General features: G+C 49.4%; 20 protein-coding genes and 1 pseudogene. 6 read left to right on the top strand and 15 right to left on the bottom strand.

Annotated elements, in window-relative coordinates; genetic code table 11:
* Nucleotides 1–106 precede the first annotated feature (106 nt).
* On the top strand, nt 107–586 hold the full coding sequence (locus I3X05_RS03090; protein ID WP_045570566.1) for a MarR family winged helix-turn-helix transcriptional regulator: 480 nt from the start codon (nt 107–109) through the stop codon (nt 584–586).
* A gap of 55 nt (nt 587–641) precedes the next feature.
* Here the strand turns inward: I3X05_RS03090 and I3X05_RS03085 are convergent, their stop codons facing one another.
* The gene (locus tag I3X05_RS03085; RefSeq protein ID WP_045570567.1) at nt 642–866 is read right to left on the bottom strand and encodes a hypothetical protein; all 225 of its coding nucleotides are present in this window, start codon (nt 864–866) and stop codon (nt 642–644) included.
* A gap of 273 nt (nt 867–1139) precedes the next feature.
* Here I3X05_RS03085 and I3X05_RS03080 point away from each other — a divergent pair, with 273 nt between their 5' ends.
* Both I3X05_RS03080 and I3X05_RS03075 read left to right on the top strand, forming a co-directional pair.
* Nucleotides 1140–2102 carry an L-threonylcarbamoyladenylate synthase gene (locus tag I3X05_RS03080; protein WP_045570568.1) on the top strand — a complete coding sequence of 321 codons (963 nt, stop codon included), beginning with the start codon at nt 1140–1142 and terminating at the stop codon, nt 2100–2102.
* A 269-nt stretch (nt 2103–2371) separates the two neighbouring features.
* Nucleotides 2372–2974 (top strand): DedA family protein, encoded by a 603-nt coding sequence (locus tag I3X05_RS03075; protein ID WP_226972832.1) that lies wholly within the window; start codon nt 2372–2374, stop codon nt 2972–2974.
* Between the two features lie 19 nt (nt 2975–2993).
* Here I3X05_RS03075 and I3X05_RS03070 read toward each other — a convergent pair whose 3' ends face one another.
* Both I3X05_RS03070 and I3X05_RS03065 read right to left on the bottom strand, forming a co-directional pair.
* Entirely contained in the window at nt 2994–3971 is a 978-nt protein-coding gene (locus tag I3X05_RS03070; protein WP_337970951.1) for an ion channel, read from the bottom strand.
* Between the two features lie 87 nt (nt 3972–4058).
* Entirely contained in the window at nt 4059–4970 is a 912-nt protein-coding gene (locus tag I3X05_RS03065) for a LysR substrate-binding domain-containing protein (protein ID WP_193188154.1), read from the bottom strand.
* A gap of 100 nt (nt 4971–5070) precedes the next feature.
* On the opposite strand from I3X05_RS03065, the gene I3X05_RS03060 reads away from it, so the two are divergent.
* Together I3X05_RS03060 and I3X05_RS03055 are read left to right on the top strand one after the other, a co-directional pair.
* Complete coding sequence (locus I3X05_RS03060; RefSeq protein WP_193188152.1) at nt 5071–6324, top strand: D-amino acid dehydrogenase; 1254 nt, start codon at nt 5071–5073, stop codon at nt 6322–6324.
* 294 nt (nt 6325–6618) lie between these two features.
* Nucleotides 6619–8160 (top strand): alanine/glycine:cation symporter family protein, encoded by a 1542-nt coding sequence (locus I3X05_RS03055; protein ID WP_045570572.1) that lies wholly within the window; start codon nt 6619–6621, stop codon nt 8158–8160.
* A 120-nt stretch (nt 8161–8280) separates the two neighbouring features.
* On the opposite strand, the gene I3X05_RS03050 is transcribed toward I3X05_RS03055, so the two are convergent.
* A complete protein-coding gene (locus I3X05_RS03050) occupies nt 8281–8874 on the bottom strand; it encodes an acetate uptake transporter (RefSeq protein WP_039424320.1) in 594 nt (197 codons plus the stop codon).
* A gap of 157 nt (nt 8875–9031) precedes the next feature.
* Nucleotides 9032–10723: a chitinase gene (locus I3X05_RS03045; RefSeq protein WP_193157950.1), complete on the bottom strand. Its 1692-nt coding sequence runs from the start codon at nt 10721–10723 to the stop codon at nt 9032–9034.
* Nucleotides 10724–11266: 543 nt separating this feature from the next.
* On the opposite strand from I3X05_RS03045, the gene I3X05_RS03040 reads away from it, so the two are divergent.
* On the top strand, nt 11267–11665 hold the full coding sequence (locus I3X05_RS03040; protein WP_052702553.1) for a hypothetical protein: 399 nt from the start codon (nt 11267–11269) through the stop codon (nt 11663–11665).
* On the opposite strand, the gene I3X05_RS03035 is transcribed toward I3X05_RS03040, so the two are convergent.
* From I3X05_RS03035 to I3X05_RS02990, 10 genes and pseudogenes are all read right to left on the bottom strand, one after another.
* Nucleotides 11657–12259 (bottom strand): 4Fe-4S cluster-binding domain-containing protein, encoded by a 603-nt coding sequence (locus tag I3X05_RS03035; protein WP_052702554.1) that lies wholly within the window; start codon nt 12257–12259, stop codon nt 11657–11659. The two genes, I3X05_RS03040 and I3X05_RS03035, sit on opposite strands and share 9 nt — an antisense overlap.
* Nucleotides 12260–12261: 2 nt before the next feature.
* On the bottom strand, nt 12262–12768 hold the full coding sequence (locus I3X05_RS03030; protein ID WP_045570574.1) for a hypothetical protein: 507 nt from the start codon (nt 12766–12768) through the stop codon (nt 12262–12264).
* Nucleotides 12768–12977 carry a DUF2997 domain-containing protein gene (locus tag I3X05_RS03025; RefSeq protein WP_045570575.1) on the bottom strand — a complete coding sequence of 70 codons (210 nt, stop codon included), beginning with the start codon at nt 12975–12977 and terminating at the stop codon, nt 12768–12770. The genes I3X05_RS03030 and I3X05_RS03025 overlap by 1 nt, the downstream gene beginning before the upstream one ends.
* Nucleotides 12970–15315 (bottom strand): hypothetical protein, encoded by a 2346-nt coding sequence (locus I3X05_RS03020; RefSeq protein WP_045570576.1) that lies wholly within the window; start codon nt 15313–15315, stop codon nt 12970–12972. The genes I3X05_RS03025 and I3X05_RS03020 overlap by 8 nt, the downstream gene beginning before the upstream one ends.
* Nucleotides 15315–17006, bottom strand: coding sequence for a hypothetical protein (locus I3X05_RS03015; RefSeq protein ID WP_045570577.1), 1692 nt, complete (start codon nt 17004–17006; stop codon nt 15315–15317). The genes I3X05_RS03020 and I3X05_RS03015 overlap by 1 nt, the downstream gene beginning before the upstream one ends.
* Entirely contained in the window at nt 17006–20458 is a 3453-nt protein-coding gene (locus I3X05_RS03010; RefSeq protein ID WP_045570578.1) for an AAA domain-containing protein, read from the bottom strand. Before I3X05_RS03010 ends, I3X05_RS03015 begins: the two co-directional genes overlap by 1 nt.
* A 15-nt stretch (nt 20459–20473) precedes the next feature.
* Nucleotides 20474–22069 (bottom strand): AAA family ATPase, encoded by a 1596-nt coding sequence (locus I3X05_RS03005; RefSeq protein WP_045570579.1) that lies wholly within the window; start codon nt 22067–22069, stop codon nt 20474–20476.
* A 68-nt stretch (nt 22070–22137) separates the two neighbouring features.
* The gene (locus I3X05_RS03000; RefSeq protein ID WP_045570580.1) at nt 22138–22464 is read right to left on the bottom strand and encodes a glutathione S-transferase C-terminal domain-containing protein; all 327 of its coding nucleotides are present in this window, start codon (nt 22462–22464) and stop codon (nt 22138–22140) included.
* 258 nt (nt 22465–22722) lie between these two features.
* On the bottom strand, nt 22723–23061 hold the full coding sequence (locus tag I3X05_RS02995) for a hypothetical protein (protein ID WP_337971202.1): 339 nt from the start codon (nt 23059–23061) through the stop codon (nt 22723–22725).
* Nucleotides 23051–23395 (bottom strand): annotated as a pseudogene (locus tag I3X05_RS02990) (group II intron reverse transcriptase/maturase); the annotation flags it as partial. The gene I3X05_RS02995 and the pseudogene I3X05_RS02990, both read right to left, overlap by 11 nt.
* Between the last annotated feature and the right edge of the window lie 150 nt (nt 23396–23545).

Genomic DNA, 23545 nt, shown 5'->3' with positions numbered 1-23545 from the left:
GTGCTATAAGAAAGTATCTTACACAAAAGATACTTTTTAAAAAATAATGGAGAATTCACTTTTGATCAAGTATCTTTTTGGAAAGATATTAAGTTGAGAGAAAAGCATGGCAAACGATCAAGTCGACACGATTTTGTCGCAGTGGCGTGAAGTGAAACCCGATATGGATTGTTCCAGCATGGGGGTGGTCGGAAGGCTGAGACGCACTAGTGAACTGTGGAAGAAACAGTTAGAAGCGGTTTTTCAGGCCCATGAGCTGAGTAGCATTGAGTTTGATATGCTCGCGACCATGCGTCGCAGCAACCGTGACATCACCCCAACCGAGTTGTATCAGACGCTGATGCTCTCTTCCGGTGCGGTCAGTACACGGATTGAACATCTGGTGCAACGTGGGTTGGTGCAGCGTGTCGCCAGTGCGCATGACAGGCGCAGTTGCAGCGTGTCACTCACCGAACAAGGTGTTGACGTCATCGACAAAGCGTTACAAGCACACGTGGCCAATATGGATCAGATGCTGAGTGTGTTGGACAAACAAGAGCAAGCACAACTGGCGGAACTGCTGAAAAAGATTTTGCTAGCACAGTAAGTACCGACAGGAATACGTGCCGTTGGCGAGCACACGGTTTGCTCGCCAAGGCTTTTTAATGTCCCTGATGGGTGATAAACGCTTTATCCCATTCGGTTAAATTGTCGGTTACTCGCGCCACCAGCGGCAATAAAGTGGCCGCTTCACGCTCTTTGAAAGGATGATTGGTGATCACCGCAAAACCAGCAACGTAGCAGACGCCGCCTTTGCGGTGGATAAAGCGAGCAATCATGCTCACCGCTTCTTCACTGTATGATTCAATTTTGTAGAGAGATTCCATTGTCATCTCCTTTTTAATTTGCTCAACGACGAAATAGTGTTGCCAGATTTTCGCCGCTTAGTCGATGGAACAGACTGAGTCCTTTGTCTAATTTTCAAGCATATTTGATGCCAGTTATTTTCGGTCACCGATGCATTGGCATTGCTCTCGCATCTTGTTAGCAGTTGAGTATAATGTCGCCTTTGTTTTAAACCGCGCCTTCTGGCAAACGCCATGGTGTTGGGTAAGATTGTTATCGGGCCTTCGTATTAGGCCGCCCCAGAGGAAGTCACATTGAACACGCTTTATCTTTCTGCCGCTGAGCAAAAAGAGATCGACCAGGCTAAAGAGCTGCTTGCTCAAGGTGAGCTGGTCGCAATCCCGACTGAAACGGTTTATGGTCTGGCGGCGGATGCCACCAACCCAGAAGCCGTTAAGAAGATTTTTGCCGCGAAAGGAAGACCGGCTGATCACCCGTTGATCGTGCATATTGGCCAAGTTGAACAATTGACGGATTGGGCTGTCGAGATCCCTGAAGAAGCTTATGTACTCGCACAAGCTTACTGGCCCGGTCCACTAACTCTGCTGCTGAAAAAAGCCGCTCACGTGACTCCAGTGGTGACGGGAGGCTTAGAAACCATTGGTATCCGAATGCCTGCCCATCAGGTGTTTGCCACCTTGCTGCAATCGTCGGGAATGGCCGTCGCAGCGCCTTCGGCCAACCCTTATAAAAAGCTCAGCCCAACCTCTGCGCAGCACGTCATCAACTCGCTGGGCGGCAAAATTGCCGCTGTCCTCGATGGCGGTGACTGTGCTCACGGCCTTGAATCTACGATTGTCGATCTGACCGAAAAGCCATTTCGCATTTTGCGAGCCGGGCCAATCTCCGCCGCGCAGCTATCGGCCACGTTAGGCGAAGAGGTGAGTTCACCAGTGAACCACACGGTTGCCGTACCTGGTAACGTAACCAGCCACTACCAGCCAAATACGCGGGTACGTTTGGTTGATGCGAGCGAACTGATTCACTTAGCCAATGACAAGATCGCCTATTTGCACTATTCGCCATTTGAGAATCACGCCAATATCAAAGCGAAACAAATGCCGGGATCGGTAGCAGACTACGCTCACGCGCTCTACCGCACACTTGATGAGGCAGACAAGTGGGGCTGCGAGGAAATTTGGGTAGAAAGACCACCGATGGACGAAAGCTGGTCAGCGGTGCATGATCGACTGAATCGAGCGCAATCAAAGCTCTGATTTTACATAAGAAAAGTTATATAAAAGCAACCCGACACTAAGTCGGGTTACTTTTACTCAGCATTTGGTTTGCCATGTTCCAAAAGCAATTGAACCATAGGGTTCCCAACGCTTTTGGCCTACGATGATCTCAATACTTGTCACACCTAACTTGGCGAACCATTTCTATCAGGGTTATGTCAATTTCCAGCTTGCCGATGCCGTAAGCGTTGATTCTTTACTCGAACAGCGCTATTAAAGATCAGCGTTTCTCCAAGCGGATATCCAACTTGCAACAGCTCAATCAACTGCTTCTTGTCATGCAACCCCTTCTGGAACAGTACGGCTATCTTGCCTTGATCGTCAGTATTTTTCTTGAAGGCATTGGCGTGCCGATGCCCGGACAATCCTTGATGATTGCTGCCTCGATCCTCTCTGCGCAGCAAGTGATGAGCTTTCCGGCGGTGATGTTGGTTTCTTGGCTCAGCTGCTTTACTGGTAATACTCTGGGCTACCTGCTTGGCTACTATTTTGAAGAGTGGTTGGATAAGAAAGGCTACATCTCAGGCAACAAGTTTCGCAAACTGCAAAATGCCATTCAAAAATACGGTCCGGCCTGTTTGGTAGTTAGTCGTTTTATCGAAGGGATGAAGCAGTTTATGCCGTTAGCGTGTGGCGTCGCAAAAATGCCACTCAAGGAGTTCTTACTGGGCAACTTACTCGCCACCACCATTTGGGTGACTGTGTTTGGCCTTATCACCCATTATGCCTTTGAGCATTTAACGCAAATAAGCCAGTTCTATGCAGGCCATCGCCTCATCGTCTGGTTTGCCACCGCGGTGCTGTTTGCTTTCATGCTCTACGCCTTACTCAAAAAGCGCCGTAATGTCTAAAAGATCATCCGCACGCCGGTTATCGGGTCATCTTTTTGACAAATACCACCACAAACAGCGCCATGGTGAAGCTGCCGAGGAAGGCTTCGAGGGCCGCGATAAAGCGCGCCATTCCAACTGGTGAAATATCGCCATAACCGAGAGTGGTGAAGGTCACGACACTAAAATAGACCGCGTTCAAAAACTCAAACAGATAGAACTTCCAGCCCGTCATGTCGGCGTAAATCGGGTTGGCAGAAGTGGTATCGAGAAAGAAATAAGCGCTGGCGCAAGCCAAAATGAGGAAGATAGAAAACAGCACCACACGCAAAGGATCTTCACCGTAACCACAAAAAATATCCACCAGCTTGGAAAGAACACGTTGCATGCTCATTTTCGGCATTTGATAGCGGCGAAAACGCATCTCTTTTTTGAAAAACATCCCAGCCGTTTCAAATAAGCCCTGCTTTTCACACTGCTTACGAATGCCACGGCACACCTCTTCCACTTCCTGCCAAAGCGATTCGGCTTTGTGCAGATCGCCCTTTTGCTTGGCTTCCCGAGCTTGACGCTCCTGCTTGAGCTCGCTGCCCCAATCGATGTTTTCCAGCCGTGCTCGCGAAAGATCCGCACCGAGTAGATTGCACCCTTCTAGCCGCGCGCAATGCAAATTGGCGCTGACCAGTTTGCACTTCATCAACGACGAGCCGCGCAGATCTAAGCCAAAAAAATGCGCATCACTGAGATCGGCACGGTAAAAATCGGCCTCACGGCACTGGTAACCCACTTTGCTGCCACGATTGACCAAATTAAGATCCGCCAAATTTGTTTTTGCCAACTGAAATCCGTCTAAAGGTTTACCTTCTGCTGCCCATTGCTCAACCTGAGATTTTACATCGTCGTTGCTTTTATCTATCTCGGGATCGTGCCAATAACAGAGGCTCGACTCACCACTGGGTTGATCGCAGCACCAGCCATCAGGATTTTGATAGCGGCATCGGCCTTTATCTGACTTCATTTTGCTGCCTCGTTGTGTCAAACGAAAAGCGCGGATACGCACTTTCGCTGTCAGACTAAGTGTAGATGCCCCTTATTGAGTTTCAACTCAATTATGAATTTGCCGTTTGAGCCACGCGATAAACGACGCCGTGCTGTCGTTCTCGCTATTGCGGATCAAGTAGTAACCCGCGTTGGCTTTGATCGGCTGAAAGGGAGAGACCAAACGACCGCTCTCCAGTTCGTTGTCAATCAGCGCCATGCGTGCCATGGCAATGCCAACGCCCGCCTCAGCCGCCGACATCGCCATATCGGTACGGTTAAAGAAATGGCCACGATCGGTCGGTAGATCCAAACGCCGATCGGCCACCCAACTGAGCCATTCAAAATCGCGGGCCGCTTTTTCCCACGGCATGGCATCATGCAGCAGCACCACGCTGGCCCACTCTTGTTGGGTGTAATTGGTCTTGCTCAGCCAAGGGTGAGCGTGCAAATATTTGCCACTCATCACCGGCAACAAAGACTCATCCAACAGCAATTCGGCATTAGGGTGACGATAGGGATGAGGGCGGTAATCGATCGCCAGATCAAAATCTCGGGTGTCACTGTTAACCAGCGCCCCTTCGGCGAAAATTTGGATCTGAATTTCCGGATATTGCTGATGAAAACTGTCCAGCTTTGGCACTAACCATTTGAAAGCAAATGACGGCGTCAACTTGAGGCGCACTTCTTGCGCTCGCCCCTGCTCTTGACGCAAACGCCCCACTTCCGCCTCGATTTCACCTAAGTGCACACTGGCACACTGATGCAGTTGCCGGCCTTTGTCGGTGAAGCGAATACCACGCGAGTGCCGTTCAAATAAACTAAAACCAAGTTGCTGTTCCAACTGGAGAAGTTGCTGACTCACCGCCCCAGTGGTTAAGCATAACTGTTTGGCAGCCGCTGTCAGGCTGGTATGTTTTCCCACTTCGACAAAGGTGTAGAGTGCGGCAAGGTGGCTACTTTTGATTAATGTCGTCATTCTGCGTTTAGTTTTTCTATAAGCTGCGATTAATTTATATCGATTGTTACTGGCTTGTAAACAATGGAAACTCACGCTGTTTCTAACGAGGAGAGCGTCGATGAAAGCAGTGGTATTAGGCAGCGGTATCGTGGGTTTAATGAGTGCATGGTACCTGCAAAAAGCAGGCTATCAAGTGACCGTGGTTGATAGGCAGTCACGCAGCGGTGAAGAGACCAGCTTTGCTAATGCCGGACAAATTTCCTATGGCTACTCCTCACCTTGGGCCGCGCCGGGCATTCCGCAAAAAGCCATCCGTTGGCTGCTGGAAGAACACGCGCCACTAAAAATTAAGCCATCGCTCGATCCGCAACTGTTCAAGTGGGCGACGCAAATGCTAAGCAACTGCCAGCTCAGCCGCTACCAAATCAACAAAGCGCGTATGCTCGGCATCGCCAATCACAGCAGAGAGTGCCTGAGTGCGCTGCGTCAAGAACACCACATTGAGTATCAAGGCCGTCAGCAAGGCACGCTGCAAGTCTTTCGCAATCAAAAACAGCTCAAAGCGATAGAAAAGGACATTGCACTGCTTGAACAAAGTGGCACTCGCTTTCAACGTATGAGCGTAGAACAGTGCATCAAGCAAGAGCCCGGGCTTGCCGCAGTGAGTGACAAGCTGACTGGCGGTTTATACCTGCCTGATGACGAAACGGGCGATTGCTATCTCTTTTGCCAACAAATGACGGAACTGGCGAAAGCCCACGGGGTGACGTTCTCTTTCAACACGCAAATTCAAGCGCTGAAAACTGAAGGCAATCAGGTGGTCGCCGTCACCACTGACCAAGGCGATTTGCAAGCCGACGTGTACGTGGTAGCCATGGGCAGTTACTCCACCTCGCTTTTGGCGACCGTAGGCATCGACATTCCGGTTTATCCGGTCAAAGGCTACTCGCTGACGGTGCCAATCAGCGATGCGCAGCAAGCCCCTGTATCTACTGTGATGGACGAAACCTATAAAGTGGCGCTGACGCGCTTTGACGACAGAATCCGCGTCGCGGGTACGGCAGAGTTGGCTGGATTTGATCCCGCCATTCCTGAAAAGCGCAAAGCAACGATTGCGATGGTGATGAAAGATCTCTTCCCACACTGCGGTGATTTTACTAAAGCCGAATTTTGGACGGGCTTTCGCCCAATGACGCCTGATGGTACGCCACTGATTGGCCGCACACCGATAGAAAACCTTTACACCAATACCGGACACGGAACACTTGGCTGGACCATGGCGTGCGGCTCTGGACACCTGCTGGCGCAAGTGATTAGCGACGCACAGCAAAAGCCCATTTCTGGCTTAGATTACTTCCGTTACGCCAGTTAACAGCAGATCACTCTAACATCCTGACTAATTGCAGTGACACTCAGACGCCTGATCTGACGGTCACTCCAATGCATTATTCTGCATTTATCCGCAATATCTATTAAAACCTCTTCCCTTTTATCAATTTCGGCAAACCCGACCTATTTTTAACATCTTGTTAGCATTTTGTGTTCACAATCACGAACCTGACAGTTTGTAGATATTTTGGTTAACATTTGAGTTACAAAAAGATTAATATACCGAGCAGAAAACACTCAAAACAAACACTACAAACACACAACAGGGAAAATACTCATGCAGTCATTCGTTGATTTTCTGAATGGAATAATTTGGAGCCCAGCACTCATTTATCTGTGCTTGGGCGCAGGTCTGTTCTACTCCATCATGACGCGCTTTGTGCAAGTTCGTCATTTCTTTGAAATGTGGCGTTTGCTTCTTTCTGGCAAAAGTTCCACCAAAGGTATCTCTTCTTTCCAAGCACTCGCCGTTTCACTGTCTGGTCGTGTGGGTACAGGTAACATTGCCGGCGTTGCTGCCGCCATCGGCTTCGGTGGCCCGGGTGCGGTCTTCTGGATGTGGGTCGTGGCGTTTTTCGGCGCGGCAACCGCGTATGCAGAATCCACTTTGGCACAAATCTACAAAGAAGAAGACAACGGCGAGTTCCGCGGTGGTCCAGCTTACTACATTGAAAAAGCCATGGGACAGAAGTGGTATGCGTGGGTTTTCGCTATCTCGACCATTTTTGCCTGTGGTGTGCTGCTACCGGGCGTGCAGTCCAACAGCATCGGCAATGCGGTTGAAGCGGCATTTGGTTCAGGTGATATGATTGACACCGCTATCGGTACCTTCAGTTTTGCGAAAATTTTCACTGGTACGGTTATTTCAGTCATCCTCGCTTTCATTATCTTCGGTGGGGTAAAACGTATTGCCAGCTTTACTCAGGTGGTGGTGCCTTTCATGGCATTGGCGTACGTCATCACAGCATTCGTCATTATCCTACTCAACATAGGTGAAGTACCACGTATTGTTGCCATGATCGTCGGTGATGCGTTCACACCAATGGCTGGTATTGGTGCGGCCATTGGCTGGGGGGTAAAACGTGGTGTTTACTCGAACGAAGCTGGCCAAGGTACGGGCCCTCACGCAGCCGCTGCGGCCAGTGTTGAGCACCCTGCGCAGCAAGGTCTGGTGCAATCTTTCTCTATCTACATTGATACACTGCTAGTGTGTTCGGCAACCGCGTTTATGATCCTGATTACTGGTGCGTACAACGTACACGGTGCAGAAGGTTTCTTGGTACAAAACATTGCCGCAGACATCGCTGCCAACAGCCCTGTCTATACGCAGATGGCGATTGAAAGCGCGCTACCTGGCGTCGGTAAACCATTTATCGCCATTGCACTGTTCTTCTTTGCCTTTACTACTATTTTGGCTTACTACTACATCGCTGAAACCAACATCGCTTACATCCGTCGCACCTTTAAAGTCGATGGCCTGATGTTTGTTCTGAAAGTGGTATTGATCTCTGTGGTGTTCTACGGCACGGTGAAAACCGCAGACTTAGCTTGGGCAATGGGTGACGTCGGTGTAGGCCTAATGGCATGGCTCAACATTGTTGGTATTCTGATCATCTTCTTCATGTCTAAACCCGCTCTCAAAGCGCTGCAAGACTATGAAGAACAACAAAAGCAAGGCGTGACAGAGTTTATCTTTAACCCGGTCAAACTCGGCATTACAGGTGCGACTTACTGGGAAGAGAAGTACAAGCGTAAAACTGGTCAAGCACCACAAGCGGATGAGAAAACCACCCGCGCTGTAGAGCAGCCTTCACTCTAACTTCTACGGAAGTGCAACACACAACATCACACAATAATAAAAAGCAGTATTCCCTAAGGGGTACTAAAAAAGGGGTTAGCCACTGGCTAACCCCTTTTAACTGTTCCCAAAATTTTCAGCTTAAGCAGCAAGCTCTTGCGCTTTCACTGCTGGTGCTTTCTTCTCACCGATTGGCAGAATAGTGCGGCCGTATTCGTTGTTCAGCACTTGCGCCATCGCAAAGTAAACCGCACTTGCGCCACAGAAAATACCTTCGAAACCAGCGATGGTGCCGATCAGTTCGCTGCCGGTGAAATCACGTGCAGCCAATAGCGCAAACAGGATAGTCAGTGAGCCGAATACCACTTGCTTCGCCGTTGGGTAGCACAGAGAACCGATGAACATGAAACCAGTGAAAATCCCCCATAGCGCCAAGTACCACCCCATGAATGGTGCTGGGCTGGCTGGCAGACCCATTTTTGGCATCACGATCAAACCGACTAAAGTTAGCCAGAAAAGACCGTAAGAGGTGAAGGCAGTCGTACCAAACGTGTCGCCACGTTTAAAGCACATGATGCCGACGATCACCTGGCTCAGACCACCGTAAAAGATGCCCATTGCCAGAATCATAGAGTCGATTGGGAAAAAACCTGCGTTATGGATGTTCAGCAGGATGGTGGTCATACCAAAACCCATCAAACCGAGTGGCGCTGGGTTAGCCAGTTTAGTAGACATCGGCACTTACCTTTCAAAAATGTTGATAAAAATTACGCGCGGATTTTAATTGAGCCTTGGATAAAAGATAGAAGGCGAAAGTGCAAACTAAGTTTCCAGATAAAGCCAGTAAAAAAGAGAGGCCCCGCGCATGCAGAGCCTCTTTGGCTAACTTCTTTTACTGACAGGATATTTCATCCCAGAACCAGTTGGACTGCGTCGGGGTTTCCCATACGCCCGGGCCATTTTTGGCCACAAAACATTTTCCGTTGTACCTCACTTTGTCACCATTGGCCACTTGGCTTGCTCCCGGTTCCCACTGCACAAACGTGTCTGGAATCGGTGTCGGATCGGGAATTGGGTCCGGTGTTGGGGTTGGATCTGGAGTCGGATCCGGCGTGGGAACCGGATCTGGTGTTGGCGTAGGCTCCGATGGTGTTCCCGCCACTAGCTCCCATGGGCCACCTTTGCTTGGTTCGTCCCCTTGAGTCCACCATTTCGCTTTATAGGTCGCGCCTTGGTAAGTCACAAGATCGCCCGCTAGGTAAACTTTACCGCTTTCCCAACCATTGCCGCCCGGATCAGTTCCAGGGTCGACCGGATCGAGTTTATCCACCACTCGTACTTGCGGCCAGCTGGCGTGCGAGCCATAAAAATTACTCACGCATTTTTCGTAGTCTCCGGGCACCAAAGCCGAGTACGCCGTTTGAAAGCCGACTAACTCACACTCGAACGAATAGCCTCCGGGGCGATCTGCATAATATTTCCAGTTACCATCCCAGTTGGTGTACAACACATCAGTCGCACCATTGAGATTGAGGCTGCCGTACGGCGTTTGTTGCCAGCAGGTGTTTTTCTCATCAGCTTCAATCGGGATCTGATAATGCTCCGCCAATCCTTCCCAATAACGAATACGGTTCACTGGCTGGCCTTTGTTTTTGTTCTGCTCGCCGCACTCAATCCCGCCATTGATCACATTGATGGTGGTGCCAAAGCCATAGCCAATCCCAGCATCAATTTCACGCTGCGACGGAACCCAAGTGCGATCAATCACGTGCAGCATAGCGGGTTTTGGGGCCTGCGGGGTTAAGAAAAACCAGATTGCCGAGGCCAAATTGAGCCAAGAGTCCGCCACCAGCGCAGGATTTTTCAGTAGTACCGTCGCATCGCCGTCAAACATCACTTCGGAAAATGCGCCGTAATTGAAATGATAAGAGAGCTGCTTAGCGCCGCGACCAAAATAGCCTTGACCGGCTTCACACGGCCAGCGCTGATTCTGCCAATCGTTTTGACCACAGCCTGTCGTGTAACCCGCTTGACCTTCAGACCAGCCCATTTCACGCACATGCACCAACGCTTGTTGCCACTCTTCCAAAGCTAAAGGGTTATCTGAAACATTGTCTTTGGCAATGTGGCCACCAGTCTCTTGAGAGAAGTGAGCAAAAGCGGTCACGATGGACCGTTTACAAATCGCATCCGCGTTTCGCCCATCATTGTACTCCCCACAAAAAGCAGGAAACTTACCCACGGCACGCAAAAAACGGGTGTAAGTGTACTCCGGCGCCGCCATCTGGGTTAAGAAATCCCACTCACTTTGCGGGAAAACACGTTCGACTCGTTTCACGTTTTCTGGATTGCTGCTGGCCCCCGGCTCTATCGCTTCGACCACGGAGTTGGGGCGTGTTTGCAGGGCTTGCGACCAAATCGCATACATGGGATTGGCCGTTTTGGCTTGTTCCGCCGCTTGCAACTCTGCGCGCGAAACCAAATAGCCATTGGCATTTTGCGGGTCGGGTTGAATAGTCATCGCGGCCTGCGCTCCAGCCGCCAGTGCGCAGCCAATCAACAGCGACAGATGGGAGATGTTCATCGTTTTATCCTCTACTCTACACAGTGAATTTACTCAGCAGATTAGACCGTTATCGATAAACTCGGCAGTAACAAATGCGGGTAAACACGAGAAATGCGAGTCATTTTGATGAGATGAAAACCGCACAACATCCTACGACATCGCTTATGCCTGCCCTGTTCCAAAACCAACAGAATGGGAGATCCGCTGATAAAAAAAACCTGAGACACAGCTCAGGGTTTGTCGAAAATACCTCGTGAGGATTATTCCAACTCCATTATCAATAGAACAATAAATAAATTATAAAACAATACCTTGAAGAAAAATTCAATCAAAAAACCATGAAAAATGCCATGCATCGTAAAAACGCTCAAGATGTCGGATTAGCATCTTCAGATGGCCAACTCACCCGCATTACCATCACAAACATCCCGCTCAACTAGGAGGCCTCGGGCGGCTTTTACAAAGCATCTTTCGCCAAGATGCTGCATATTGAGATGCCCCAGACACGCTAAAGACCATTTCTGTGTTCACGACAGCAGCAGTCACAGCATTTCCTACAAGGTGTTTGACTCGCCTGCGGGCGAAAACCTGTTGTTTGTCACCACCACACCGGTGCACTTAGACCCGTTCGCCACTCGTGCGAGCATCGAACTGCTGGTTGCACTTGAACCCAACTTTATGTACCTGACCCACCACGGGCCGGTGCAGTCGACGGCCGCGAATGTCCGGCTGTTACTGGCATCACTGGATTCCTTTGTCGCCATCGCCGAACAACACGCCAGCCCGCTTGAAGGTCGTCACCAGTGCATTGCAGCAGCCATGCTCGAGTGGCTGACAGCACAACTGGCAACCATCAACCCTTTGGCAGACCTGCAACAGGCCCGGGCCTGGCTGGCAACAGATGCCGACTTCAACACCCAGGAGCTGAAAGTCAAGCTAGACAAATCCAAGTTACTCTGAATCTATTAAAGTCCCGAAAAAGCCGCTGTCCGGGTAACCAAGAACTCTGATAGCAGCATTTTCATCAATAATGACTTCGACCTCGTTAGCGTCTTCTGGCGGCTCCAGAGGAATTCTGCCCCCCGCCAGGTAAATTAATTCCTGATTTGACGAGCCCCTCCAACGAAGATTCGTATTCCTTAAAGAAGAAGAGTAGCGACCGGTTATCATCAAGTCACAATGTTCTCTGAGCAATGCCCAATCCTTGCGCTTTACTAGCTCACTATACGTAAAACCGGTATATAAAACCGTCGAGCAGCCCGAGGAGCGCCTAATAGAACTTAATAACCAACGTGTGTTTGGTGCCTGTTGTAGAGGCTCACCTCCAAGTAGGGTTATGCCATCAATATCCCTATATTGAAGAATGTCATCCAATAATTGCTCCCGATGTATCAATTGTTCAGGCTCAAATGACCACATCTGCTGATTCCAGCATCCTTCACAAGCTAACGAACAACCCTGAAGCCAAATAACGTAACGTTTACCAGGGCCATATATATGGCTTTCTGGTTCAATATGCGCAACGTTAAAGTACTCACCATAGTCCTGTCGCATAACTACACCATACGGGTCAGTACCAACTGAATCTGGCCTTTGCTGTTGGTAGTTTCCTTAACTGAGTAACCCTGGGCTTTGGCCTTGGCAATGGCTTGCTGGCGAGTAGTTTCAACCCTCGCTTTACGTTCTTCCTCAAGGCGGATTCGTTCCTGCTCAGCCAGTTTTTCCAGATGCATTCCATAAGCAGATTCATAAGCACCGCTAACATCATTCAGGAATTTTGAAACCTTGGTATAACCCTTTTCCGAATAGCGACCGACGGTAAGTGCACTATACTCATCTGAATCATGCATCATCACCCAGCGATCTCGCTCAAATCGAAACAGCTGACGGCCGTTGTAATCACTGCGATTAGTTAGAATATCCCCAACCTGAAGTCGATTGCGCTGAACCAGGCCAACCTCATTCGAAGTGACTTTTTTTGGTTCTGCTCCAACAGTCTGCAATGCTTCCATCAGCACTTCTTCAATTACAAATGGCGTAACTGTTTTGATTACGGCACTCATCAGGACTTCCCCTTGAGAGACTGAGCCCGATTCGTTTGTTGGGTCTGCTGCTGATGATACTCATCGGTCTTTTTGACGCTGCTGACGACACCGTTCAGATTCAGCAGTTCATCCAGCGCTTCTAGACAGCTTTCGCCCTTGAATCCACTGGTTTTGGCGCTAATGGCTCCGTCGTCATCAATCGTCAGGGTAATTTTCTGTTCAGGCATTGGCGGACTCCTTGTCACACACAAGTTGAGCTTTCAGGCGTTCTGCATCTCGACAGGCTTGCTCGATCTGATCGGTATCAAATACCACCAGATAACGATTCTGCTGATACTTACGTAACTCTGTACCATTGGCAGGCAGTTCTTCTGATGGCCACTGGAATTGGTTTTCAACAGCTGTATTACCTTTCAGACCGAGCTGTTTGGCAAAGGCATCGGATGCTTGTTTCGGCTGATACACAAACGATGAACCGTGTTCATTCAGTGCCTTTTCTGCTCGTTCCTGTTCGGTTCTGCTGTTATCCAGTGCTTTTTGAGCCTCATGGATATCACGCTCGATTTTCTTCACGCCTTGTTCATGATCAGCCAAGCAGCGCTCAAAAGCGCTGTAATGCTTTTTCCAGGGTTTCTCTTTAATGGATGTTTTCCAATTGTTAGCCTGACCCACATCCATCGACTGCAGAGCTTCTCGTCTGGCTTTTATACAGGCCTGGCGAGCCTGTTGTGTTAATTCTTCACGTCTGGCTTTGGCTTGTTGAATAGCCTCCTGTCGAGCCTGCTTTTCCGGCTCAACAGCGTCTTTTGGTGCCGCCTGAGGTTCAGGCAAAGCTTCTGCAAAAAACTGTTCAGGTTGGATGCCGTTGACTTCGATGTCATTCAGCTGCTGATCTGTCAGCCTTTCGGCAGCCGAGATCCAGCTAGCTCTGAATTTTTGCTCAACCTGAAAAGTGGCCTCGGTTTTGTTCTTTTTCAGCTGTTCGAGAGCTGACAACACCTGTTGGGACAAGTCGCTCTTTTTCATCTGTTCGGCTTTCAGATTGTCACGCTGCAGTTCCCAGCGCTGGTTTTGCTCGGCTTTATCCAACTCCTGATCAGTGTCGGAACCACGCTTGCGAATTTTATCCTGCAAGGACTCTAATTGCTGGCGATGCAGCTCTCGCTCAGCCGGTGTAGCCTTGGTGACAGACCAATTCTTAAGGGTGTCTATTTCCAGATTCAGGGATTTCACCGATTGTCCCTGCCCGAGTAAGAACCCCTTGATAAAGCCTCTTAACTTGTCAGCGATACTTGCTTGCTGTTGGTCGATTTTGGACTGGGCATTAGTGAGCACTTCAAGACGTTGCTGCCAATCTTTTTCTGCATTTTCCCAGGCCTGATACAAGGCATCCGGCTTTGCAGACTGAGGACAGTAGGGCGGATGCACCACCACGTCATAATCAATAAAGTGGGCAAGATGACTACGTTGCAAACCAGTCACTCCGGATGCAAGCAGTTCGGCTTCATCATTCAGGAAGCTGTCAATGTCCTGAGTGTTGATATCCTCAAGTTCAATTTCACGAACCACCTCAACCAAATGTTCCAGACCCGGTTGGTCAGCGAAACGAAGTAGCTGTTGATCAGCACATTCGAGAATCAAAGTTGCATCTTTATACTGCCATGCAGCCTCTTCAAAGGCCTGATCGTAGGCTTGTTCAAGTTTTTGGCTTTGCTGTGCAGATAACTTTAAGCACCAGTTGGCAGCAGCAAAGTCGGTTTCATCTGGCAATAACCAGTTGCCATCGTTCGATAACAACAGCGACGGGATCGGACGCTCTGTCAAGGCTACGCCGGTACGTGCCTTATTTTTTATATCTCGCGATTGAAGGCTCAGCAACAAACGCCAGCCATCACCGGAAGCACTAAAGCTGGAATGAGTTGCCGCTTGTAATTGTTTCAGGGTATCTCTCAGGCAATCGTTTAAGGTGCCGCATAGCTGATGGGAGTGGTTGGTAACGACCGCGCCATCCGGATGCTGAACGCTGGATTGTTGCTGGTTCTGTCGCAGGTATTCCTCATTGCTATTTTCCCAGAACAGTTTGCAAAAGCTACGAAAACTGTCATCGATCTGCTGACGCTCCAGCTGGATTCCCCAGACAGGCTGATCAGCAGATACCAGATGCTGACCAGACATCAACAGCAACCCTTGAGCCTGAGTAGTGGTGTGATCCACCACCATCAGAGCACCTTTCTGGCTCACACCAGTGCGAATAAGGCAGCGGCCAGACAACACGTCAATTGCAACCTTGTTGGCGTTTTTCTCGCCCAGCAGCAGATAAATACGAATGCCTTTTTCTGCCTGCTCTTTGATGGCCTGAATCAGCGATTCGTCTTTCAGTTGCTCACAGGCAATCATCAGGGTCAGACGAGCCATGGAGATAATCCGGCTGAGAAACTCACTATTCAACATCGGCAAAGCGCTACTGAAGTCTGCATCAGACGCCTGCTTGCTGAACAACGCCGGTAAATGCTCGTTCTGGTAATCGATTCGAAATTGTTCCTGACGAGGTACGATCCGTGTCATCAGAGAGCCTCCACTGCGGTGTTATTGATCTGGTCTTGCAAGTATCGAGGCAGCTTTGCCACCTCTTTCGGAGTGAAGGTCGGTGAGCCATCAACAATGAATAGCCCACTATTCTCGCGAATAAAATCCAGCCCGCAGTTGTATTCCCAACACCAGGTATGCTCCGTACCGACCAGAATCCAGTAGCGACCGTGGTTATCATTTTGCTTGTGCAGGATGTCGCGTGACCAGTTTGCTGGCAGTTCTGCTTCTTTTCCATGTTGCCTATCCAGCGTCAACAGCAAGCCTTCGGCATCAGAAAAATAAGCAGCCACATAACTCAGGTTGCGGCTCTGACGTGAGGTATGTACATAACGATCTGAATAGATGATGTGTTTAATGTATTCGCCTCCTGACAACTGTTGGATCAGCTCATCGAGATCCAATACATCACCGTTGACCAGACTGAGCGGCATGCGCAGCTTGCGGCTTTTGGACGGAGTCAGATCGGCCATCGCCGCAATATGCCAATACGCCAGTGGCTGACTTTCGCGTGATAGCTCAGACAACAAGGACTGCTGTTCTTTAAATGGCAGTTCAAAATCATGTAAGGCGATATGATCCAGCCATTCGGCCTGCTGTTTACGGGCCTCTGCCGATGAGTGGTATTTTCGGCTGTAGAAGTCTTCAAGCCAGAAACGCTGCCATTTCTCAGCATCGGATTGGTTAAGTGGCTGAATGGGAATGTGTTTGGCCTGAACCGACTGAAACTCACCCATATCGGTTGTCAGACCTGAGCGATTAAAACTGCCGATCTGAAATTTCTGCACTGCTGATGGATAACGCTGAATCGACTCCAGCGAACTCTGCAAGCGACGGTCTTTAGGCAGCCAGTGGCCGTCGAATTCTCCAGCGATAGCCGCCATGACATCGTTCAGGCGATCACCAAAATCATTAATGGAGAGTTCCAACGTTTCGGGGCGTGAGCTGGTTTTATTCTGATTGAATTGCAACATATCCAGCTGACCTTTCAGGCTGAGCTGCGATGCTGAAAAGCCGAGTCTCCATTCAAGATGAATCTCTGCTGACTTCTCGGGAGAGCAAATCACTTCCGGCTCAAGCGATACGATCTGCAAACTGATATTTTTCAGTTCCGTCTTGTTGCGATCGACAAAGGATTCCTCCAGAACCCTCAATTGTAACGAGTCATCTACCCGGAATTTTGATCGAGCCGCGTCAGATCCTTTTTTCCAGCTTTGCATATTGGGTTCAAAGAACGCTGTATCCCTCTGAATAAACGTCGGATGAATCCCCAAAAGCGGGTCGTTCTCTGTGTACCAGATATGGTAAAGACCGCGCTCTTTGGCTTCGAACAGGCCACTATCAATGACTTGCTGGCCTTTATCTGTAATGCCTGATTCGTTCCACAGCGTTTCCTGTTTTAGATACTGCTTCAGTCGAGGCGGCATATCGGCCGGATTGTTTTGCATACTCTTTAACAAGGACACCAGATCGGGGCGTTCCCGTAAAAACGTAACTCTCGCGATGATGGGATAACGTTTCAACTGAACGGTTCTGATGAGCGTTAAGGCTAGCGAGCCTGTTTTGCCATCAGCCTGTTTGCCGGGACTGGATTGATTAGCAGCATCTGCTGGAGCATTCCCTTTACATTCCGCTAAAGACTTCATTCTGTTTTTCTGATTGCCACTCATTAATGAGACTTCCCTTTCTTACCTGCATGATGGTGCGACTGTTTTTGGCTACTTGCAGTCGAAACATGGCAGGATTCTGCAAGTTTCTTAAGTTCCAGCGTACGGGAGCGCTGAGAGAAATATTCATGATGTCCAACAATTACTAACTGATATCGGGCACGGGTAATGGAGACGTTAAGGCGATTGGGTGAGTCCATAAAGCCATCGCGATGGGTATTCACCATCGACAGGAACACCACATCCGCTTCCTGGCCCTGGAAGTAGTCCACTGTCGCCAACTTGATCGATATGCCTTTGTAATTAAATCGTGCGTAATGGTTAGTATTTCCTGGCAATTGCTGCAGGGCTTCCCGCAAGGCTTTTTCCTGGCCCTTGTAGAACGTCAGAACTGCTACATCAAAGGGTTCACCTTTTTTGTTTTTGCTTTTGCCTTGTCCCCAATCACAAAACGCTTTCAGCTCAGTCATCAGAGCCTGTGCTTCCTGCTTGTTACTATTGCCTCGTAATGTGGTTCCCCGAATGTCCAGCCAGATATTTCGGGAGTCATATTGCGGATAGTTCCAGGCTCGGTCGGAGGTCGTTTTGCCTCCATCGGCCAAAACACCTTTGGTGTAAAACTGCTGCCGAGGAAATGCTGAAATATCCGGGTGCATTCGATGCTGATAGGTCAGCGTCGTATAGCGCTGGGATTTTTCAGAAGGATTAAAACCCTGATTCAAGGTCGTTGGATCATCATTCTTGCGTTTGACCAGACCATCCCCCGATAGCGCCTCAAGAATCGACGGGAAAGCGATATTTTTGAGTACATGAATTCGGCCATCAGCTGATACTGACTTGGGGAAAAGCCGTTCCAGTGTGTCCTCCAGATAACCGGTTTTCTGCCCCTGGTTGACGGATAACCGCAGCCAGTACTCGCGCTCCAGACGCCAACACACTTCTTCCGACCATTTTGTGTTGTCGATCCGGTCGAGTAGCTCCTTATGAACCTGCACGGTATCCGTGTAATCAGAGGTTTTAACTTTGAACGACTTACAGCCAGTTCCCGAAACTCTATGCTGCGCTGCTTGGGAGGTGTGGCACCAATCGGGATGAAGAATCAACATATCGTCAGGAATCCATTGGGCAATCTCACCCAGACAACCTTCTTCGACGAAACAAAGATTGTGACGATACAGTTGATCCGGCTTCTGCTGGATCTGTTTCAGCCCAAGCTGATGGCGATCGGCATAACGTCCCTCTCTTGCCATTACGACCAACAGGTTATCCAGGCCCTTGGCAAGTTTTGGCAGTGAAGTGCGTGTTCGAATTTCTGCAAGCAATGCGTTTGCAACGTCACGTGTAACAGGCACCAGCATTGGCTGTGAATACGGAGATTTATTATTGCCTCGCAGCTCTTCCAAAAGAAAACAGGCTTGCTGGACTGCTGCAGAAAGGTTCTGACCTGGTGTTTTGCCTTTGGGCGGAACCAGCATCAGATTATCGAGGTTGGCAACAATTTGCTCACGATCAGTAAACGGCGATAGCTGACGCACGTCGCCCACCAAGACCCAGCGCTTGGCGAAGCGGGCAGGCACCAGGAATTCCTGAAAGGTGGTTTTACTGCACTCGTCAATAATCATCACATCAAACGGTGGCTCGCCGGTATCCAGTGACACCTCGCGATCATTGAACAGCCTCAGAATACCTATGGTGGTCCCACAAACAAGATTGGAAGAATCCACCATTAACTGCTTGCTGAGCTGATCACACCCTTGGATTTTCTGAAGACCGCTGAGCAGATTATCGAACTGGAATTCTTCAACACCGATGGCGTTGTTTTCATCCCCGATGCGCAGCGGAAATATTTGTGCTGACAGCGCTGGATTTTCCTTGATGCGTTCAAGCACGTTGTTGATAGCTGCATGGGTTGAAGCCGACAACAGAACACGTTTACCCTGCAACACCAGTTGCATGATCAGTTCAATAATTGTGGTGGTTTTCCCTGTACCCGGAGGGCCATCCAGAATGGTGAAATCTTCGTTCGCCAAGGCTTTGGTAACAAACTCGCGCTGACGATCACAGCCATCGAAGTTCGGGTCTGTCAGTACTTTCCATTCGGATTCAACGATTTGTACAGTCGGAATGTCTGGCCAACGAGTTTGCTCACGCTTTTGCAACATCTGAATCAAAGGCCAATGACCACCCGATGGTCGGCTCATCAGTTGGTTGATGGCATCCTTCTGACGTTTGAGCTGGCTGGTATCCACGCTCACGCGGATCTCGCGGGACTTCCCGTGTTGGGATGGATACTCGCTATTCCAGTTTTTCTTGCCTTTGATATTCCTGGCCAGCAGGATCTGGCGTTCATCCTGACGAGCCTTGAGTACGCGGAAGCCATCATCAAATTTGCCTTGAGTAGAATCGAGGATTTTGATGTTCTGGTTATCGTCAAAGAAATAGTCCAGATCGGACTTGCCGGTATCGTCGCTACCTTCCTTCTCGAACAGCTGAATCCATTTTTCTTCGACTCGCGCTTTTTCCAGTTGCCAGCAAAGAGCTGGAAATACTGGGCATATAAGAGAATCGGTATCCTTGAACTCTTGATTAGTACGGCTTTCCAGTATCAGGCTTCGCGTTTGCTTGTTGCTTTCTACACGTAACTCCCAGTGATCACTTTGCAGGGATTGCCCCTGACTTTGAAAGTGACCACAACTCAGCCCTGCCAGTTGCTTATCTGTAATGTCTTCGAGCTTATGGCCATCCAGCTGTGGACGCACCTCTGAAAACAGCAGCCAACCATTGCCATTGGATTTGGCTTGCCATTGTTTAAGCCGGGATTCGTCCATTCCTTTAATCCAGGTGAAAGGCGTGTCTTGCCCGCCAATAGACAGTTTACTGCTGGCTTTTACATGGCCTTGCAGAGCCAGACGAGCACCAGCCTGTTTCGAAACCTTACATGGCTGGCCGTCGATATAAACCGACTCTAACTGGTCAAGCTGAACACCTAATGGACGCAGTTCCAGCTGATAACCGCTCCATGAAATCGGATCGTCATCCAACTCAAGGTTGGGTAAATACAGTTGGTAAGCTGAAGCGATATATCCACCATCAGATATCTCTGTCTCCCGCCGACCTTTACCTTTACCTTGCTGAATCGGATCTTTTTCATCCGGGTCAAAATCAGCATCAGGTAACTCACCATCAACAGTAAGAATCTCAAACCAGCCTTCCTTACCGACGAAAACATCTATTTCGCTCACTGGCAACAGTTGCCAGATACGTTTGTCAGGCTTGAGCTGATAGCGTTTACTGGCAACAGGCTTCCATTCACAGCTGACTTCCTTGTTCTCCAGTGCCTTGATGCTGTTGTTCAGGTAATGCATAAACGGCATCAGGACACTATTGGTCTCGCTTGCCAGCGTGGCAGCCTTGAAGCCTTGTTGTTCAAGGGCAGTAAAAAACGGGTTTTCCATCACAAGCAGTCCTGATTATTTTTTGACGAACGGGTTTTCGCCTTCTTGTTTAAGACGTGGTTTTTTACTGGCGGACACATCTAGGATTTCAGGCTCGGCCGAACTCGCAGCAACGGCACGCCCCTTGGCCCATGCGCGAGTGTCATTAATCATTTCTGCCATGGTTAAAGACAGTGGTGAGGTGGCCTGAATGGCCTTGAGGATATCGTCCTTGTTTAACTGGTGACCTTCATCAAAAGCCAGAAACATGGCTTCCTTGACGGCTTCTTCCAGTTCAGCCCCGGTAAAACCCTTACTGGCGATCGCCAGCTCATCCAATTCGTCTTGCGTAAAATCTTCGAGACGATTACGGCGTTTCAGATGGATCTCGATAATATCTTTTCGATCCTGCTGTACCGGCAAGTCCACAAAGAAGATTTCATCGACACGGCCTTTACGCAGCAGCTCGGGCGGTAATTGGGCGATATGGTTAGCGGTCGCCACCACAAACACCGGTTTTTCTTTTTCCTGCATCCATGTAAGAAAGGTGCCCAGCACCCGAGAGGTGGTTCCGCCATCGGTCGCGCCAGAGCTTTGCATGCCAGACAGGCCTTTTTCGATTTCATCGACCCAAAGAATACTCGGTGCCAACGCCTCAGCCGTTTGCAAGGCCGAGCGGATATTCGCCTCAGATTGACCAACAATACCGCCGTAAATTTTACCCATGTCCAGACGCAACAAAGGTAGCTGCCAGGCATTAGCGACCGCTTTGGCTGCGAGGCTTTTACCCGTGCCGGGCAATCCCAGCAGTAATACACCTCGGGGAGTTTCCAGACCAAAATCACGGGCGTCTTTGGTGAACGACTGGCGACGGCGATTCAGCCAGGATTTGAGGTTATCGAGGCCGCCGATATCATCGAGCGAGGCTTTTGGATGAAAGTATTCCAGATGTCCGCTCTTGCGAATCACCTGCTCTTTTTCTTTAACGATAAAAGGAATTTCAGATTCGGTGAGACGTCTGAACTGGCAAGCGGCCTTTGAGAAAGCCAGTTGGGCTTCGCTGGTTGAGAGACCAAGTGCAGACTCGATCAGAGCGGATGACTCTTGATAGTCCCTGTCGCCCAGCTCATACCGCTGCTTGGCCTGTCGCATCAGAGTTTTGAGGTCATCGGTATCCGGTAATGGCATTTCCATCACCTGTACCTCTTTCTCCAATTCTGGAGGCAGTAAAGGAGCGGGCTGGGATAACACAACAGTGACGTTATTGATTTCACGGCTGGCAACAGCGATCGCAAATGCACGCAAGCGGCTGATCAGAGTGTGCTCGTTAAGGAAATGATGGAAGTCTTCCAGAAGCAGGATGAAGTCAGGCTCTTCATCGCCTGCACTGATATCCACTAACCACTCGAGAACTTCTTGAGGCTGTTCCCCCTCATCCGCCGACTCCCAGCAATTGTCTTCAAAATCGTATTTCCTCAAGCCCTGGGGCATGTTCCAGATGTAGAGGTCTCTGCTCAGATCTGTGGCTGCCTGAATGCAACAGGCGCGAATCCGCAGGGTTTCGTGACTGATGATTTGAATAACCGGTGCCGCTGCTTCCGTATTTAGCTTGAACAAATCAGCAAATGTCACTGTCTAATCTCCATGTTGAATTGCCAGTAACTATAACTCATGGCAGATGTATATAAGCATTAGAAATATCAAGACTCCGCCAACACCCAAGCGGAGCTTCTGGCCCTGACCCGCTGTAAATAATCCGCACAGACTGATCCCGCCGCAATAATCGGCCCCTGTTCATCCAGCACTGGGATACCCTCAAGGTGATCGAGAAATGGCGTCAGCATACTGTCGGCCATGCTGTAGTACTCACCGACCAGCCACTGGCTATGACTCAGCTGCTGTTCAACAATCGCAATAAAGCCACGAGCCGAAAGTTGATAAAGGAGAGTACGTTCCGGGCGATAGCGCACATGCAGCGGTGCGCCGACACTCGGGCTAGCTTCCCTGCAAACCAGCAACGGCAACATGTTTGCATCCTTGCGAAGTTATTACAGGCTCAGGTTAGCACGTTGAGCAGGGCACCCTGTAATTCCATCTATCAGTCGGCATAGAGCCTGCCGTTGACAGCCAGTACCAGTCACTCCAACTCTATCATCAATAAAAAAAATAACCAATATATTTCAACCCCTTACAAACTGAAAATATAAAAATACCATAAACTATACCACACCTAGGAAAACTCGCTTTTTAAACGAAAGGCAATGACCTGATATTCAAAATCCAGACTAACGATCAAGGAGAGGTATGAACAGGTCCCGAAGATCCATGTCGTCAAACTTATCACTTTCACTGCTTTTCGAAGACGTAAAGGTAACCGGGGAAGCATTACTGCTCTGCTCCTCGATTTCTCCTATCGGATCCTCGATGGCTGAAACAGCGTCATTCAACGTTTTCTCCGACACACCGAACCGCGGTGCAAACTTTTTCAGGTCATTAATATGATTCTCTAAGGAGGATTCGCTATCATCCTCACAAATACGGCTGCTGTTCTCCTCAAACTCTTCGAGCACAGCTTTGTGTATCGCACTCATAATACTGTCAGGCAGCCCGGTCGCGGTATCCAAAGCTTGATGGATGGAACTGCTCTTCGAAGATTGGCGTTAAGAGGTCGTTTAGGGTTTGTTGGACAACTCTGTCCCGAACTGTCGGGATGCCAAGCAATCTCACTCCACCGCCGTCTTTCGCAATTTCTACCCGTCTGACCGGTTGTGGTTGGTATTGCTTGGTTTTGAGTTCAGAGAGGAGTTGGTCAAGGTTATCACTCAGATTTGAGGCGAAGTCGCTCAGGCTCTGCCTATCTATTCCGGCCGCGCCTTTCGCTTTCCACACCTTTTTAAATCCTCTGTATAGTCGCTCTTTATTGAGCAAGTGACCGTACAGGCTGTAATAAACTCTCAACGTCTTCCCTTGGGTTGTGTGCTGTGTGGGGACAGGATGCTTTCTTGAGTGTCGGTTTGTTTCACTTTGCTGTTTAGCTTTCTAGCTCAATGGCAATTGACTAAAGTGAGCCAAAGCTACTCCCGTGCACGGTTTCTCATTGCAGTCTTC

This window comes from Vibrio navarrensis (assembly GCF_015767675.1).
In the GTDB taxonomy this organism is placed as follows: domain Bacteria; phylum Pseudomonadota; class Gammaproteobacteria; order Enterobacterales; family Vibrionaceae; genus Vibrio.
Note: the sequence above shows the minus strand (reverse complement) of the source record. Positions and strands in the feature narration are given on the sequence as shown.